14 protein-coding genes are annotated in these 15,791 nt (G+C 61.5%); 4 read left to right on the top strand and 10 right to left on the bottom strand.

The features are described 5' to 3' along the window. Positions 1-109: 109 nt before the first annotated feature. The 3 genes from clpB to rluD all read right to left on the bottom strand — a co-directional run bounded on the left by clpB (position 110) and on the right by rluD (position 4,486). The gene (gene clpB / locus CAF74_RS21915) at positions 110-2,674 is read right to left on the bottom strand and encodes an ATP-dependent chaperone ClpB (protein WP_085747730.1); all 2,565 of its coding nucleotides are present in this window, start codon (positions 2,672-2,674) and stop codon (positions 110-112) included. A gap of 130 nt (positions 2,675-2,804) precedes the next feature. Beyond that, on the bottom strand, positions 2,805-3,527 hold the full coding sequence (gene pgeF / locus CAF74_RS21910; protein WP_085747729.1) for a peptidoglycan editing factor PgeF: 723 nt from the start codon (positions 3,525-3,527) through the stop codon (positions 2,805-2,807). Beyond that, a complete protein-coding gene (gene rluD, locus CAF74_RS21905) occupies positions 3,524-4,486 on the bottom strand; it encodes a 23S rRNA pseudouridine(1911/1915/1917) synthase RluD (protein ID WP_085747728.1) in 963 nt (320 codons plus the stop codon). Before rluD ends, pgeF begins: the two co-directional genes overlap by 4 nt. Before the next feature lie 152 nt (positions 4,487-4,638). Between rluD and CAF74_RS21900 the strand changes: the two genes are divergently transcribed. From CAF74_RS21900 to CAF74_RS21885, 4 genes are all read left to right on the top strand, one after another. Continuing rightward, on the top strand, positions 4,639-5,655 hold the full coding sequence (locus CAF74_RS21900; RefSeq protein ID WP_085747727.1) for an outer membrane protein assembly factor BamD: 1,017 nt from the start codon (positions 4,639-4,641) through the stop codon (positions 5,653-5,655). A 125-nt stretch (positions 5,656-5,780) separates the two neighbouring features. Further along, complete coding sequence (locus CAF74_RS21895; RefSeq protein WP_085747726.1) at positions 5,781-6,014, top strand: PP0621 family protein; 234 nt, start codon at positions 5,781-5,783, stop codon at positions 6,012-6,014. Continuing rightward, positions 6,004-7,593, top strand: coding sequence for a PAS domain-containing sensor histidine kinase (locus CAF74_RS21890; RefSeq protein ID WP_085747725.1), 1,590 nt, complete (start codon positions 6,004-6,006; stop codon positions 7,591-7,593). Before CAF74_RS21895 ends, CAF74_RS21890 begins: the two co-directional genes overlap by 11 nt. Beyond that, the gene (locus CAF74_RS21885; protein ID WP_085747724.1) at positions 7,590-8,936 is read left to right on the top strand and encodes a sigma-54 dependent transcriptional regulator; all 1,347 of its coding nucleotides are present in this window, start codon (positions 7,590-7,592) and stop codon (positions 8,934-8,936) included. The genes CAF74_RS21890 and CAF74_RS21885 overlap by 4 nt, the downstream gene beginning before the upstream one ends. Before the next feature lie 59 nt (positions 8,937-8,995). Here the strand turns inward: CAF74_RS21885 and thiO are convergent, their stop codons facing one another. From thiO to CAF74_RS21850, 7 genes are read right to left on the bottom strand one after another with little or no spacing between them, the layout of a single operon-like run. After that, positions 8,996-10,096, bottom strand: coding sequence for a glycine oxidase ThiO (gene thiO, locus CAF74_RS21880; protein WP_085747723.1), 1,101 nt, complete (start codon positions 10,094-10,096; stop codon positions 8,996-8,998). 57 nt (positions 10,097-10,153) lie between these two features. Then, the gene (locus CAF74_RS21875) at positions 10,154-10,555 is read right to left on the bottom strand and encodes a type IV pilin protein (RefSeq protein ID WP_085747722.1); all 402 of its coding nucleotides are present in this window, start codon (positions 10,553-10,555) and stop codon (positions 10,154-10,156) included. A 15-nt stretch (positions 10,556-10,570) separates the two neighbouring features. Further along, on the bottom strand, positions 10,571-13,663 hold the full coding sequence (locus tag CAF74_RS21870; RefSeq protein ID WP_085747721.1) for a pilus assembly protein: 3,093 nt from the start codon (positions 13,661-13,663) through the stop codon (positions 10,571-10,573). Continuing rightward, positions 13,650-14,129 carry a PilX N-terminal domain-containing pilus assembly protein gene (locus CAF74_RS21865; protein WP_085747720.1) on the bottom strand — a complete coding sequence of 160 codons (480 nt, stop codon included), beginning with the start codon at positions 14,127-14,129 and terminating at the stop codon, positions 13,650-13,652. The genes CAF74_RS21870 and CAF74_RS21865 overlap by 14 nt, the downstream gene beginning before the upstream one ends. Positions 14,130-14,139: 10 nt before the next feature. Continuing rightward, a complete protein-coding gene (locus CAF74_RS21860; protein WP_085747719.1) occupies positions 14,140-14,853 on the bottom strand; it encodes a PilW family protein in 714 nt (237 codons plus the stop codon). Continuing rightward, entirely contained in the window at positions 14,850-15,299 is a 450-nt protein-coding gene (gene pilV, locus CAF74_RS21855; protein WP_085747718.1) for a type IV pilus modification protein PilV, read from the bottom strand. Before pilV ends, CAF74_RS21860 begins: the two co-directional genes overlap by 4 nt. Then, positions 15,296-15,769: a GspH/FimT family pseudopilin gene (locus CAF74_RS21850; protein WP_085747717.1), complete on the bottom strand. Its 474-nt coding sequence runs from the start codon at positions 15,767-15,769 to the stop codon at positions 15,296-15,298. Before CAF74_RS21850 ends, pilV begins: the two co-directional genes overlap by 4 nt. Positions 15,770-15,791: the final 22 nt, after the last annotated feature.

The following is a 15,791-nucleotide window of genomic DNA, read 5'->3' as shown; positions in this document are numbered from 1 at the left end:
TGACTGACTGCGGGGCGCACTTTACAAGCCTTTTCCTTTGAGTTCAACAGCCTGGCGAAAAAAAAGGCCTCGCATTGCGAGGCCTTGATTACTTCACCACCGTCGAGCGTCAGTTGAACGTGATCTCGTCGTTCTCCACCACACCGGTCGCAGTCTCGCCCGGCATGAAGCGTCCCGACAGGATCAACTGCGCCAACGGGTTCTCGATCCAGCGCTGGATCGCCCGCTTCAGCGGCCGTGCGCCATAGACCGGGTCGTAGCCGACGGCAATCAGCTTGTCCATCGCTTCCGGGCTCAGCTCCAGCTTCAGCTCGCGCTCGGCCAGACGGCTGCGCAGACGGCCCAGTTGGATCTCGGTAATGCCCGCGATCTGATCCCGCGCCAATGGCTCGAAGATCACTACTTCGTCGACCCGGTTGATGAACTCCGGACGGAAGTGGGTGGAAATCGCATCCATCACCGCTGCCCGTTGCGCTTCACGATCACCGACCAGTTCCTGGATCTGCATCGAACCGAGGTTGGAGGTCATGACGATCACGGTATTGCGGAAGTCCACCGTGCGGCCATGACTGTCGGTCAGACGGCCATCCTCCAACACTTGCAGCAGGATGTTGAACACGTCCGGGTGCGCCTTCTCGACTTCGTCCAGCAGGATCACCGAGTAAGGCTTGCGCCGTACCGCTTCGGTCAGGTAACCGCCCTCTTCGTAGCCGACGTAGCCCGGTGGCGCACCGATCAGCCGTGCCACGGAATGTTTCTCCATGAACTCGGACATGTCGATCCGCACCATCGCCTCTTCCGTATCAAAGAGGAATTCGGCCAGCGCCTTGCACAGCTCGGTTTTACCGACACCGGTCGGGCCGAGGAACATGAACGAGCCGCTCGGGCGATTCGGATCGGACAACCCGGCACGGGAACGCCGCACCGCGTTGGCCACGGCAACCACTGCTTCGTCCTGGCCGATCACGCGTTGATGCAACAGGCTTTCCATCTTCATCAGCTTGTCGCGCTCGCCTTCGAGCATTTTCGACACCGGAATACCGGTCCACTTCGAAACGACTTCGGCGATTTCCTCTTCGGTCACCTTGCTGCGCAGCAACTGGTTTTCGCTCTTGCCGTGCTGGTCGACCATTTGCAGGCTGCGTTCCAGATCCGGGATCACCCCGTACTGCAACTCGGCCATGCGGTTCAGGTCGCCTTTACGGCGCGCGGCTTCCAGTTCCTGACGGGACTGTTCGATCTTCTGCTGAATCTGTGCAGAACCCTGCACCTCGGCTTTTTCCGAGTTCCAGATTTCTTCCAGATCCGAATACTCACGCTCGTGGCGGACGATTTCTTCCTGGAGTTTTTCCAGGCGCTTGATCGCCGCTTCGTCGCTTTCTTTCTTCAGTGCCTGGGATTCGACTTTCAGTTGAATCAGGCGCCGCTCCAGACGATCCAGCACTTCCGGCTTGGAGTCGATCTCCATGCGGATGCGGCTGGCCGCCTCGTCGATCAGGTCGATCGCCTTGTCCGGCAGTTGCCGGTCAGTGATGTAGCGATGGCTGAGCTTGGCTGCCGCGATGATCGCGCCGTCGGTGATCGCCACCTTGTGGTGAACCTCGTAACGCTCCTTGAGGCCACGCAGGATCGCGATGGTGTCTTCTTCGCTCGGCTCGTCCACCAGCACTTTCTGGAAGCGCCGCTCGAGGGCCGCGTCCTTCTCTATATATTGGCGGTACTCGTTGAGCGTGGTCGCGCCGACGCAATGCAGCTCACCACGGGCCAGGGCCGGTTTGAGCATGTTGCCGGCGTCCATCGAGCCTTCGCCTTTACCGGCGCCGACCATGGTGTGCAGTTCGTCGATGAACAGAATGATCTGCCCTTCCTGCTTCGACAGCTCGTTGAGCAGCGCTTTCAGGCGCTCTTCGAACTCGCCGCGATACTTGGCACCGGCAATCAGCGCCCCCATGTCGAGGGACAGCAGGCGCTTGCCGCGCAGGCCATCCGGCACTTCGCCGTTGATGATGCGCTGGGCCAGTCCTTCGGCAATCGCGGTTTTACCCACGCCAGGCTCGCCGATCAGCACCGGGTTGTTCTTGGTGCGGCGTTGCAGAACCTGAATGGTGCGACGGATCTCGTCGTCACGGCCGATCACCGGGTCAAGCTTGCCTTCTTCGGCGCGCCTGGTCAGGTCGACGGTGTATTTATCCAGCGCCTGACGCGACTCTTCGTGGTTGGCATCATTCACCGCCTCGCCACCGCGCAGGTTGTTGATCGCATTCTCCAGCGCCTTTTTGCTCACGCCCTGGCCGAGCAGCAACTTGCCGAGCTTGCTGTTCTCGTCCATCGCGGCGAGCAGCACCAGCTCGCTGGAAATGAACTGGTCGCCCTTCTGCTGGGCCAGACGGTCGGCCTGATTGAGCAGACGCGCCAGATCCTGCGACATGTTCACGTCGCCGGTCGGGTTCTGGATTTTCGGTAATTGATCGAGCTCTTTGGTCAGTTCTTTACGCAAGCTGTTGACGTCGAAGCCCACCTGCATCAACAGGGGTTTGATCGAACCACCCTGTTGTTCAAGCATGGCTTGCATCAAATGCGCCGGCTCGATGGCAGGATGATCGTGGCCGACAGCCAGGGATTGGGCATCGGACAACGCCAACTGCAATTTGCTGGTTAAACGGTCTATACGCATGGGTCACCTTCCTTTTGAGCAGGCCGGACCTAAAAAACCATCCTGAATAAAGAAACCTGCCAGATACCGCTATAGATGCGGTCGATTCTGGAAGATTCAAGCGTCAGGGAGTTGATGCAGATCAGAGAGTTTAGCGGGTAAGCCAGACTAAAGAGGCGAAGCGACCAGTGCGAGGCGCACGGCGATAGGAAAAGAAGCGCGGATCGGTCACTGTACAGAAACCGCCACCATAAACAGCGGTGACACCGCGGACCGCCAGACGCAGCCGCGCCAGCTTATAGATGTCAGCCATGAACTTGCCGGCGTTGTGGCTCGGGACAAAGGCTGTCTCGGCTTCGGGCAATTGATTGATGAATACTTCCCGGACTTCCGGGCCGACTTCAAAGGCTTGCGGGCCGATAGCCGGGCCGAGCCAGACCAGAACGTCTTCGGCGGGCACGTCCAGACTGTCGAGGGTGGCCTCCAGCACGCCGGCCGCCAATCCACGCCAACCGGCATGAGCCGCCGCGACGCGAGTACCGGCACGGTCGCAGAACAGCGCCGGCAGGCAGTCGGCGGTCATCGCCGCACACGCGATACCGGGTGTTGCCGTCCAGCTGGCATCCGCCGTGGCCACCACGGACGGATCAGCATGCGCCACGGCAATCCCGTGCACTTGCTGCAACCAGGCAGGCTTTATAGAGAAGTGTTCGGTCAGGCGCCGACGGTTTTCGACGACGGCCTCGGGACGGTCATCGACATGATCGCCCAGGTTGAGGCTGTCGAACGGCGCCTCGCTGACGCCGCCCTCGCGAGTGGTGACACAGGCCTTGACGCTGGCCGGCGCGGGCCAGTCCGGCGTCAGCCAGTTCATCCGATGAATGCCTCGCGGTCCTGTTTGAGCAGGGTCAGCAGCCACACCAGATCTTCCGGCAGCGGCGATTCCCAGCTCATGCGCTCACCGGTGGTCGGGTGATCCAGCTCAAGGAACCGCGCATGCAGGGCCTGACGCGGGAAGTGCTTGAGGGATTCGACCATGGTCTGGCTCGCGGCCGGCGGAATGCGGAAACGACCGCCGTACGCCGGGTCGCCGACCAACGGGAAGTTGATGTGCGCCATGTGCACGCGAATCTGGTGAGTACGACCGGTTTCCAGCTTCACCCGTACGTGGGTGTGGGAACGGAAGCGCTCCAGCACGCGGTAGTGGCTGACGGCCGGCTTGCCGCCTTCCATCACCGCCATGCGCTGGCGCTGCTGGCCGTGACGACCGATCGGGGCGTTGATCTTGCCGCCGGCGGTCACCACGCCGATCACGATGCACTCGTAGATCCGGCTGACGCTGCGGCTTTGCAGCTGCGCGACCAGTTTGGTCTGCGCCTGAATGGTCTTGGCCACCACCATCAGACCGGTGGTGTCCTTGTCCAGACGATGCACGATACCGGCGCGCGGGACATTGATGATGTCCGGAACGTGGTGCAGCAAGGCGTTGAGCAAGGTGCCATCAGCGTGACCGGCAGCCGGGTGCACCACCAGGCCCGCAGGCTTGTTGATCACCAGAATGTCGTCGTCTTCATAGACGATGTCGAGTTCGATGTCCTGAGCGACCCATTCACCCTGGGCCTCCTGCTCGGCAGTCAGCTCAAGGATGGCACCGCCATGAACGATGTCGCGCGGGCGGATGACCGCCCCGTCCACAGTCAGGCGACCTTCTTTGATCCAGGCGGAAAGGCGCGAGCGCGAGTGCTCGGCGAAGAGTTGGGCGGCGACTTGATCGAGGCGTTGGCCGCCCAATTCGGACGGCACCTCTGCGCGAAGTTCAATTTTATCGGACATGCTCGGACTGGGCGTCGGCTACAGCCTTTGGTTTCGGCTGCGCGCTTGTGGTTAAATACGGCGTCTTTTGCCCCGGGGCTTTTCAACGGGGCGCTCATCATAACAGGACGGCCCCGCCCAAGACAGCGGCCGTCATAGGGACGCAAGCCGCCATGCAAGTGAAACACCTGCTGCTGATCGCCATCCTCGCATTGACCGCTGCTTGCTCATCGAAGGAAGTCGTAGACGAAAACCTGAGTGAAGCCGAGCTGTACCAGCAGGCTCAACAGGACCTGGACAACAACAGCTACACCAGCGCCACAGCCAAGCTGAAGGCTCTGGAGTCGCGTTATCCGTTCGGTCGCTACGCCGATCAGGCACAGCTGGAACTGATCTACGCCAACTACAAGAACTCGGAGCCGGAAGCTGCAAAGTCCGCCGCCGAGCGCTTCATTCGTCTGCATCCGCAGCACCCGAACGTGGACTACGCCTACTACTTGAAGGGCCTGACCTCGTTCGACCAGGACGTCGGCCTGCTGGCGCGCTTCCTGCCGCTGGACATGACCAAGCGTGACCCGGGCGCCGCCCGCGACTCCTACAACGAGTTCGCCCAGCTGACCAGCCGCTACCCGAACAGCCGCTACTCGCCGGACGCCAAGCAGCGCATGATCTACCTGCGCAACCTGCTGGCTTCCTACGAAATCCACGTGGCCGACTACTACCTGACCCGTCAGGCCTATGTCGCCGCTGCCAACCGTGGCCGTTACGTAGTGGAAAACTTCCAGGAGACCCCATCGGTCGGCGACGGCCTGGCGGTAATGACCGAAGCCTACCAGCGTCTGCATCTGGACGAACTGGCGGCCACCAGCCTGGAAACCCTGAAGCTCAACTACCCGAACCACCCGAGCCTGCAGGACGGTCAGTTCGTGCCTCGCGTTGCCGAAGCCGACAACCGTTCGTTCCTGAGCAAGGCCACTCTGGGCCTGATCGAATCCCGTCCGCCGCTGCCGCCGGGAGAGACCCGCGCCAACCAGGACGTGCAGAAGCAGTTCCAGGACGCGAAAGACGCGATCCCGAACGAGCTCAAGCCAAAAGACGAAAACGGCGACGTGATCGAAGAGCCGGAACCGGAGTCGAGCGACAGCGACCGTTCCATCTTCAGCTACATGACCTTCGGTCTGTTCGACTGATCACTTCGGTGATGCCAAAAAGGGAGATCTTCGGATCTCCCTTTTTATTGCGGCGTGTGATTGGGCTGTGCGCTTGTCGGGTCCTTGGCTAAACTGCCGAATCATTAGCCGAAAAGCCGCCCATCATGCTTCGTTTACTGTTCTGGATTGCCTTGATCGCCGCTGCTGTCTGGTTGTGGCGCAAATTCAAGGCCCCCGCCTCGTCCGCCCGACCGCCTCGCGAACAGGATGCCGCACCGATGGTGCGCTGCGCCCACTGCGGCGTGCACCTGCCCCGCGACCGCGCGCTGAACCTTCAACAACAGTGGTATTGCAGCCAGGCTCACCTTGAGCAAGGCCCCGGTTCCAGTGATCGCTGAGGCCGAAAACGCCGACAGCAAACAGGCCCAGCGACTGCTGCGCCTCTATCATCTGTACCGTTTGAGTGTCGGCATCACCTTGGTGTTGCTGATCTCCAGCAACATGGACAACCGCCTGCTGACCTCGGCCAACGACGAGTTGCTGCGCAATGGCAGCTGGTTGTACCTGGTGCTGAACATCCTGCTGGTGGTGTTTCTCGAGAACATCCGCCGCCCAGCCCAGTTGTTCGCTCTGGCACTGGTCGACATTCTGCTGCTGTGCGGCGTGTTCTACGCAGCGGGCGGTGTGGCCAGTGCGATCGGCAACTTGCTGATCGTTTCGGTGGCCATCAGCAACACCTTGCTGCGACGACGCATCGGCCTGCTGATCGCCGCCGTCGCCACCCTCGGCATCGTCGGGCTCAGCTTTCTGCTGAGTTTCAGCCATCCCCTGAGCGCCAACGACTATCTGCAGGCCGGCACCCTCGGCGCCTTGTGCTTTGCCGCCTCGCTGCTGGTGCAAGGGTTGATCCGTCGTCTCGAAGTCAGTGAGAACCTGGCCGAGTTGCGCGCCAGCGAGGTCGTGGGGCTCGAAGCCCTCAACGCGCTGATCCTGCAACGCATGCGCACCGGCATTCTGGTGCTCGACGAACAGCGCCGGGTGCAACTGGCCAACCACAGCGCCAAGGCCCTGCTGGGACAAACGCACCTTGAAGGCGACTTGATCGACGACCACTCGAGCGCATTGGTCGAACGCCTGCAACTGTGGCTGAACAACCCGACCCTGCGCCCGCAAAGCCTGAAAATCGCCGGCAACGGCCTGGAGCTGCAGCCGAGCTTCATCGCCCTGGAACAGAGCCCGAATCGCCAGACCCTGGTGTTTCTCGAAGACCTCGCCCAGATCGCCCAGCAGGCCCAGCAATTGAAACTGGCCGCGCTGGGCCGGCTGACCGCCGGTATCGCCCATGAAATCCGCAATCCGCTGGGGGCCATCAGTCATGCCGCGCAGCTGTTGCAGGAATCCGAGGAACTCGACGGCGCGGATCGGCGTCTGACGCAGATCATTCAAGACCACTCCCTGCGCATGAACCGAGTCATCGAAAACGTCCTGCAACTGTCCCGCCGCCAGCAGAGCGCGCCGCAACGGCTGGATCTCAAACCGTGGCTGGAGCAGTTCGTCAGCGAGAGCCGCGAACAGGCCGGCGAGCGCCAGCACATTCATCTGCACATCGGCCCGGGGGATTTCCGCACGTTGATGGATCCCGGCCAGCTCACGCAGATTCTCGACAATCTGTTACGCAACGGCTGGCGCCACAGCGCCCTTTTGCACGATCCGGCCGAGGTCTGGCTGACGCTGTCCATCGACCCCGAGAGCACGCTGGCCGTGCTCGAAGTGCAGGACAACGGCCCCGGCGTGCCGCTGGATCAGCAGGCTCACCTGTTCGAACCGTTCTTTACCACCAGCAGCCAGGGCACCGGCCTTGGGCTTTATCTGTCCCGTGAGCTGTGCGAAAGCAATCAAGCGCGCCTAGACTTCAAATCACGCCAAGGCGGCGGCTGCTTTCGCATCACCTTTGCTCACGGACGGAAACAAAGTTGAACACGAGCCCACGGCAAAAAATCCTCATCGTCGACGACGAGCCGGATATCCGCGAACTCCTGGAAATCACCCTGGGACGGATGAAACTCGACACCTTCAGCGCACGCAATTTCAATGAAGCCCAGGCGCTGCTGCACCGCGAGACCTTCGATCTGTGCCTGACCGACATGCGCCTGCCCGACGGCACCGGCCTGGAACTGGTGCAGCACATTCAGCAACGTTATCCACAACTGCCGGTGGCAATGATCACCGCCTACGGCAGCCTGGAAACGGCGATCAACGCCCTGAAAGCCGGGGCTTTCGACTTCCTGACCAAACCGGTGGACCTGACACGCCTGCGCGAGCTGGTCGGCTCGGCATTGCGCATGCCGGCGCCGGGCAATGTCTGCACTTCGATCGACCGGCGGTTGCTCGGCGACTCACCACCGATGCGCAATCTGCGCAAACAGATCGACAAACTGGCCCGCAGTCAAGCGCCGGTCTACATCAGCGGCGAGTCCGGCAGTGGCAAGGAGCTGGTGGCCCGATTGATTCATGAGCAGGGCCCGCGCGCCAGCCAGCCATTTGTGCCGGTGAACTGCGGGGCGATTCCGTCTGAGTTGATGGAAAGCGAGTTCTTCGGCCACCGCAAAGGCAGTTTCAGCGGCGCGGTGGAGGATAAACCGGGGCTGTTTCAGGCGGCCCATGGCGGCACGCTGTTTCTCGATGAAGTGGCGGACCTGCCGCTGCCGATGCAGGTCAAGCTGCTGCGGGCGATCCAGGAAAAAGCCGTGCGCAGCGTCGGCGGCCAACAGGAAACCGTGGTCGATGTGCGCATCCTCTGCGCAACGCACAAGGACCTCGACGCGGAAGTGTCTGCCGAGCGTTTTCGTCAGGATCTGTATTACCGGCTCAACGTGATCGAACTGCGTGTGCCGTCCCTGCGCGAACGTCGCGAGGACATCGAAGCACTGGCCGTCCATATGCTCAAGCGCCTGGCCAATGGCACCGGGCAACCGGCTGCACGTCTTCATCCTCATGCCCTAGAGGCGCTGAAAAACTACCGTTTTCCGGGCAACGTGCGGGAGCTGGAGAACGTGCTTGAGCGGGCGCACACCCTGTGTGAAAACCGCACGATCGAGGCCGAGGATTTACGCCTGAGTGAAGGAAACGCCGCCGCTGAAGGTGGTATTGCCGATCTCACGCAAATCGACAACCTGGAAGACTATCTGGAGAGCGTCGAACGCAAACTGATTCTGCAGGCGCTGGAGGAGACTCGCTGGAATCGCACGGCGGCAGCGCAGCGGTTGAGTCTTTCGTTTCGGTCGATGCGCTACAGGCTGAAGAAGCTGGGTCTGGATTAACGCCTCTTTCGCGGGCTTGCCCGCGAAAGCGATTTGTCAGTCGCCGAAAGAAAAACTGACTAGATCCGTCCGGCCGGTGCATACGGCGCCGGATCAATGATCGGCGCACGCCCCAGCATCACATCGGCAAACAACTGACAGGATGCAGGCGCCAGCACCAGCCCGTTGCGGTAATGCCCGCAGTTCAGCCACAGACCGTCAAAACCCGGAACCCGGCCAATGTAAGGAATGCCTTCGGGCGAGCCCGGCCGCAGCCCGGCCCAGTGCCCCACCACTTCGGCATCGGCCAGCGCCGGCAACAGTTCGACCGCCGATGCCTTGAGGCTTTCCAGCGCATTGTCCGTCGGGGTTTTGTCGAAGCCTTCGTGCTCCAGCGTACTGCCGATGAGAATATGCCCGTCGCGGCGCGGAATCGCGTAGCGCCCCTTGGCCAGCACCATGCTCGGCAGGAAATCCGCCGCGCACTTGTAGAGAATCATCTGGCCCTTCACCGGCTCCACCGGTAGGGAAAGATTCAGAGTCTTGAGTAATTCGCCGCTCCACGCGCCTGCGGTCAAAACGACCTGATCGCCAGCGATCACACCCGTGGAAGTCTGCACGCCTACCACCCGCTCGCCATCACGGACAAACCCGCTGACTTCACACTGCTCGTGAATCGTCACGTTCGGCAGCGCCTGCAACGCCGCTTTCAAAGACTTCACCAGCCGCGGATTGCGCACGTTGGCTACGTCGGCCATGTAGATCGCCCGGGAAAAACCGCCACCGAGCACCGGCACCGCATCATGCGCCGCCGAGATATCCACAGCCCGCAGTGGGCGGTTTTCCCTTTTGGCCCACGCCAGCGCTTCAGATTCGTCATCCAAGTCCAGCCAGTACAGGCCGGTGGTGTGCACTTCGGGATCGACCCCGGTATCGGCAAAAAGGCGTTCGCCCAGTTGTGGATAAAAATCCTGCGACCAGTGCGCCAGCGCGGTGACGGCCGGGCTGTAGCGCCACGGGTACAGCGGAGAGACGATACCGCCGCCGGCCCAGGACGATTCCTGGCCGACGTTCGAACGATCCAGCAGCACCACGCTGCCGACCTCGGAGGCGAGGTTGTACGCGGTGAGCAGGCCAATCACTCCGCCACCGACAATCACCACTTGCTGTTGCCTGGTCATGTTTGATCCAACCGTAAAAAAGACAGTGGGCGCAAATGGCGCCCGAAATAAAGCGGCTCAGCGGCCCCAGCAATCCTTGGTGGTCAGCCCGGTGGTCGCGTTGTTCATGCTTCTGACACCGGTGTTGGTGAGGGTGAAATCCCCGCACTTGTCAGTGGCCATGGCCGTGCCGGTCTTGCGGGTCGCAGTCAGCAGGAAGGCCTGATCGGTGATCGTCGGCGTGATGGTGTAGAAATCGTTGCCAGTGCTCAACCCGGTGACACCGGTGTAGACGTTGTTCTTCGAATAGAAGCGTTCGAGGATCTGTGCCTGTTCCGACAAATTGCTGACCACGTCGGCACGGCGGCCCTTCTTCACGTATTCGGTGAGGCTCGGATAGCCGATGGTGATGACGATACCTATGATCGCAATCACGATCATGATTTCGATCAGGGTGAAACCTCGGTTGGATCTGCGCATGCCTCGAACTCTCGCTTACTGAATTTGGCGCCACATGATACGACGGCTGCCGCCGCCGGATTTTTCCACCAGGGTGGTGATACCGCCACTGGAATCGTTCACGACCTTGCGTGATGCACCGTTGACGATGGCGTTCAGGGTCGGGATACCGCCGGTGAACACCACGCCGCTGGAAATCGTATCGTTGCTGTCGACCACGCCATCAGCGTTGGTGTCGAGCACCGCGTAGTTGAGCATCTTACCGCTGAACGCATCGAGTTCGATCAGTTTGCCGGTACCGAAACTGGAACACGGGTCGGTGGTATCGACACTGGCCGTGGTGAACACGATGCGTCCCAGCACCAGACTGGCCTGGTTGATCACCCGTTCGCCGGTCAACGCGTTGTTGTACACCAGCGGCAGGTACCAGCCCTTCTCCGCTGGATAGGTCGTGTCGTTCTGGCTGGTGGTGACGAACTGCCCGGTACTGCCGGAGAACACCCCGGTAATCGCCTGCGCCTGCAAACTGCTGACTGTGATCTGGCCCGACCCGCCATCGGCGTCCCACACCGAATAGAACGCCTGCAAATCCTTGTTGGTCTTGTCGGCAGTTTCGTTGAATTTGCCGGTGCCGACGAAAATCTGTTTGCCGCCCAGAGCATTGTCCGCCAGCAACGGTTGCGCGGTGATCGGCTGAGTCGCCCCACCAGCCGTGGTGAACAACGGCCTGCCGGAAAACGCTACGCCCCAGCTGTCGGACGACGTGGCGCTCAGGTCGAATTTCCACAACCGCCCCTTCAAGTCACCGCCATATGCGGCCTGTACCACGTTCTGCGAATTGACCCGCAGCTTCACCGAGGACAAACCGTTGGTGGTTTCCGTACTGTCGATGACGATTTTCCTGATCAGCGAGCCGTCACGCACATCCAGCACATACAGCGCCGCCACCCCGGAGTTGCTGCCGTAACCGTTGGCAATGAACGCCGCCCAGCGACCATCGGCCAAGCGTGCCACCTCCGGACGGGCATAGGCGTAACCCAGATCATTGAAAGCGTTGGAAGTACTGGCGGTGGCGGGCGCGCTGACTTCCCACAAGGCGCGGATAACGTTGCCCGCCGAGGCGTCGAACAGCTGAAGCCCGTAGAAACTCTTGCCACCGGCCCCCGTCCCGCCGATGGCCAGGGTTTTCCAGGCTGTGCCGAATTGCGCGTCGAACACACCGATCTGACCATCCACCAGAAACTTGTGGCTGACGCCGTTGACGTAGTTCGGATCGGCAATAAGGCGCAGCGAGGGCAATACGCTGGACGGCATGTAGGCATAGCGCCGGGTACCGTTGGCCGAGTTGATGACGCTGACAAAACCGTCGTTGGCGTTCACCACCAGGCTGGCATTCATGTTCGAAGCCTTGGTGGTCAGGTAGGTGCTGTAGGTGGTGTCACCGGCCAGATCGGAAGCGGTTTTTTCCGTGGGCGAAGCCAATACGAGCGGCGAGTTGATGATGTCCCCGAGCAATACGCTGCGCACTTTGAGCCCGGCCTTGTTGGTGCCCTTGCTCCATTCGACCAGGTCGATGCCGCTGATGCCGACCGGTAAACCCTGGCTGAGAACGGTCTGCTGGGCCGGGGAGAAGTTGCCGTAGGCCAGCGTCACCGCCGCGTTGTTCAGGGTGTTCCACGACTGGTAGGTCGGCGCGGTAGCGCCGGGCACGATGGCGGTGTCGGTGGTCCACAGCACCGCCGACGTATTGACCGCCCCGGCCGAGTTGAAGCCAAAGGACTTGATCGTGCCGCGCCAGTCCTTGGGGTCATAACTGGTCTGGAAATAACTGGTGCCGCTCGCCAGCGTGGTGCCACTGGCGACACCGCTGCCGCCAGAGCCGGCCTTGGAGGTGATGTCGCTCAACGCCGAAGACAGCGCGGCATTCAGGCCGGCGCTGTCGGTCGCCTGGTAGTAGCGGCCCTGTCCGTAATCGGCGGCGTCCGAGAGCATGTCGTTGGAAGCGGTAAAACCCACGGTGTAGGTGTTCATGTTCTGCCTGGGAAAATCCACCGCATTCCAGCTCTTGCCTGCCGCGTCGGTACCGGTCGAACGCATGTCGATATCGAAGGCGAACTTGGCGATATCGTCCAGATACAGCGTATCGCCCTCCCCGTCCCCGTTCAGGTTGTTCCCGTCATTGTTGATGCCGTCCCAGTTCGGCAAGCGGCTGCCACCCAGTGGATCATTGCTCGGAAAGGTGCGGTCGTAGGTCGGCAAACCGTCGGTAATGACCACCCCGTAGTTTTTCTGGCAGCGGTACTGGATCGGGCTGGTGTAAGTGCTCGGCGTGCTGTTGTAGTACGGCGCCATCCCGCGCATGTAGCGGGTGATTTCGTAGTAGGTCTCGGCCAGCGGCGTGTTGGCCACCGCGCTCAGGCCGTTGATCGACGAAATCAGTGCGTTGTAGTTGGTGTCGGCCTGGGCCTGGGTCACGCTGCCGCTGACCGGTGACAGGTCGCTGATGGAGCGGGCAATGAAACCACCGTTGCCAGGGTTATTGCTGGTGGCCGGGTTGAAGGTGGCCAGACCCATGCGCAGGTTGCGGTTGCTGGTGACCAGTGCGGTGGAAACGTTGCGCGCCACGTTGATCCGGTAGTCGTTGGGAATCGCGCCGGTGGTGAAGTCGCGCGTGCCGTTGTTGATCGCCAGCCCGACCACATAGGAAATGTAATCCGCCGAATAGCGAGTGTTGCCGCTGCCCACCGGATCCGGCAGCTTCAGGCAGAGCGGCGTCAGGCTGTTGTTGTAGAACGCATAGGCACCGCCGGAGCAGCCGGAGGTTGGCAGGCTCGACAGAAAGATCGTATCGCCGGTAATGGCAGTTGAGCTCAGGCACAGGCCGATGACCGCGTTGCACTGGCGGGCCGCCGTGCGATCCACGGTCGGATCAAAACCCGTCGCATAAATGATGCTGTTCATGCTGCCCGAGTCGTCGATCATCAACATCACGTTCGGTGGCACGGCCGCCGCGCTCAACAGCGGCGAATCGGACGGCGTGAAAGCAAACGCCGGTGCAGCCAGATAAAGCCCGGTCAGCATGCCGAGCAGCAGCGACAGCCACTTGAAGCGTCGCTCAGTACTTCGCATAAACACTCTCCACCACACTGCGCGAAGTACCGGCGATGCCGACGGCCGTGACCCTGTACAAAGTCGCCGAGGTGTTGCTCGGCACATTCACCGCCGTCAGGGTCGTGCCGATGTTCTGCACTCCGTAAAACCCGCTGCCAGCGGCGATCCAGGTCACGCCCGACGTGGAGTTGAGCCCCGCTGCGCTGACCACCGAGGATTCCGCCGGCGGCGCACATTGAGTGGTGCTGGCGCACACCGCCAGCGCGTAGCCGTCCAGTTGCACCGCACTTTCACCGATACGCAGTGCCGCCTCGGCAGTCTGGAACGATTGATTGCGCAGGCTCACGCTGCCAGCCATTTTTTCCTGCAGGTTGGCGCTCTGCATCGATGACAGGCCGATCACCGTCAGGAGCAGCAGAAACACCAGACTGACCAGCAACACCATGCCGCCCTGGGACCGTCGCCGATGGAGAGAAACGTTCATCGTTCGCCCCTCACTGCAAGCGGTTGCGCAAGGCGGCAACCACGTTGAAGGTTTGATTGCGGACCCGGTTGTTCGGGTCAGTGAGGGTCAGGCTCAGGCGCACGCTGCGGATCCGTGCCGGATCACCGGGGTTGGCGCTGTAGGTGGACGCCGCGACGTCGGTCGCGGAACTCGCAAGACCAAACATCACCGTGAACGCGCTGACGTTGTTCACCAGCACCTGCTGGGCCGGGTTACCGCTGCCGGTGCCCATCAGAATCTGGTTGTTGCTGAAGCTGTAGACCAGCCGACGGATCGGAAATGCGATCTGGCCCGTCGCCGCCGCCCGCGCGCCGGTATAAGCGGTGGCGCTGTTGCGGCAATCGGAGACCACGGTCCAGGTCGGTGTCCCGCCCGCACTGCCGACATCGGCGGTAACCAGGGTCAGCTTGAGGTTGGCGTTGTCCCAGCTGATCGGCGTGATCTGCGCCGTATTGAAATCCCCCGCCGAGCTGGAATCGGTAATCGTGCCCAGGCAGCCGAACATACCCACCATGCGCAGTTCCTGAATCATCTTGCTCAACACGAACCGCGCGTCTTCCTGCATGGCGGCCGCACTGTTCTGGCTGACGTAAGTATTCTTCGCCGCCAGGAAAATCTGCACCACGCCGAGTACCACGATCAACCCCAGCGCCAGAGCAACCAGCATTTCGATCAGGCCAAAGCCCAGGTTTTTGCGCTTCATGGCGTGGCCACCGGATCGACCGCAGCGCGGCTGGTCAGCACAAAGCTGCGGGTTGCACTGGTCGTATTGGCAGCACGCGCGTCACTCCAGGTGATGGTGATGGTGTACACGCGCTGATTGAGGGTGATGCTGCCGGTGGCGGTCGGTCCGCCAAAATTGACGATGTTGGTGGTGAAGTCGTAGAGATCCTGATCCCGGGCGACACTCAGGTTGCCCGTAGTCGGCGGCGTGACAGTGTAGTCGGCGCCCGAATTGGCACGGATCCGGTCCATCATGTCGTAGGCGATGAAACTCGCCTGGCTGGTCATCCGTGAGCTGTCGGTGTACTTCAGCGCATTGAGCTGAACCGCTGCTGCGCCCAGCAACCCGACCGTCAGAATCAGTAACGCGACCAGCACTTCAATCAGCGTCATGCCCTCCTGTGCGTGCTTGCTCCCTGCCCTCATCCGCAATTTCCACCCAATTGAATTCGTCCGTTCAGACACACGTTCAGCGTCCTGCTTTGCGTTCCCAGCACATAACTGATGGCCACCGCCGTGGACGGTGCCGCCAGCCCGCCCAGGTTGTTGAAATCCAGCGCGGTCACTCCAGAGGGTAGCGTCAGAGTCGCGCCGCTGCTCATCGCTGGAACAACCCGCAATACATTGGCCGGAGTGCCAGTACTGTCGTAGACCGACAGTTCACCGGTCCAGACCGTGCCGCCGGCACTCGGCCGCAAGCGGGTGGTGACGCCCCGGTTGATCGCCTCGAGCCTTGCGTAATTGAGGGCCCGTTGCAGGTCGCCGACCTCGGTGTCGGCCTTGCTGCCCTGCACCGAACGGGTGAATGCCGGCACCGCCATCGTGATCAGGATCACAAACACCGCGAGCGCCACCAACAGCTCGATCAGTGTGAAACCTTTTGTACGATGATCCATCGATGCCCTCCGTTGCCGTCGG

Origin of the sequence: Pseudomonas sp. R45(2017), assembly GCF_002112305.1 — a bacterium.
In the GTDB taxonomy this organism is placed as follows: Bacteria; Pseudomonadota; Gammaproteobacteria; order Pseudomonadales; family Pseudomonadaceae; genus Aquipseudomonas; species Aquipseudomonas paraglycinae.
Note: the sequence above shows the minus strand (reverse complement) of the source record. Positions and strands in the feature narration are given on the sequence as shown.

Coding starts and splice junctions, on each gene's coding strand:
- clpB (WP_085747730.1), bottom strand. CDS start 2,674: ATGCGTATAGACCGTTTAACCAGCAAATTGCAGTTGGCGTTGTCCGAT.
- pgeF (WP_085747729.1), bottom strand. CDS start 3,527: ATGAACTGGCTGACGCCGGACTGGCCCGCGCCGGCCAGCGTCAAGGCC.
- rluD (WP_085747728.1), bottom strand. CDS start 4,486: ATGTCCGATAAAATTGAACTTCGCGCAGAGGTGCCGTCCGAATTGGGC.
- CAF74_RS21900 (WP_085747727.1), top strand. CDS start 4,639: ATGCAAGTGAAACACCTGCTGCTGATCGCCATCCTCGCATTGACCGCT.
- CAF74_RS21895 (WP_085747726.1), top strand. CDS start 5,781: ATGCTTCGTTTACTGTTCTGGATTGCCTTGATCGCCGCTGCTGTCTGG.
- thiO (WP_085747723.1), bottom strand. CDS start 10,096: ATGACCAGGCAACAGCAAGTGGTGATTGTCGGTGGCGGAGTGATTGGC.
- CAF74_RS21875 (WP_085747722.1), bottom strand. CDS start 10,555: ATGCGCAGATCCAACCGAGGTTTCACCCTGATCGAAATCATGATCGTG.
- CAF74_RS21870 (WP_085747721.1), bottom strand. CDS start 13,663: ATGCGAAGTACTGAGCGACGCTTCAAGTGGCTGTCGCTGCTGCTCGGC.
- CAF74_RS21865 (WP_085747720.1), bottom strand. CDS start 14,129: ATGAACGTTTCTCTCCATCGGCGACGGTCCCAGGGCGGCATGGTGTTG.
- CAF74_RS21860 (WP_085747719.1), bottom strand. CDS start 14,853: ATGAAGCGCAAAAACCTGGGCTTTGGCCTGATCGAAATGCTGGTTGCT.
- pilV (WP_085747718.1), bottom strand. CDS start 15,299: ATGAGGGCAGGGAGCAAGCACGCACAGGAGGGCATGACGCTGATTGAA.
- CAF74_RS21850 (WP_085747717.1), bottom strand. CDS start 15,769: ATGGATCATCGTACAAAAGGTTTCACACTGATCGAGCTGTTGGTGGCG.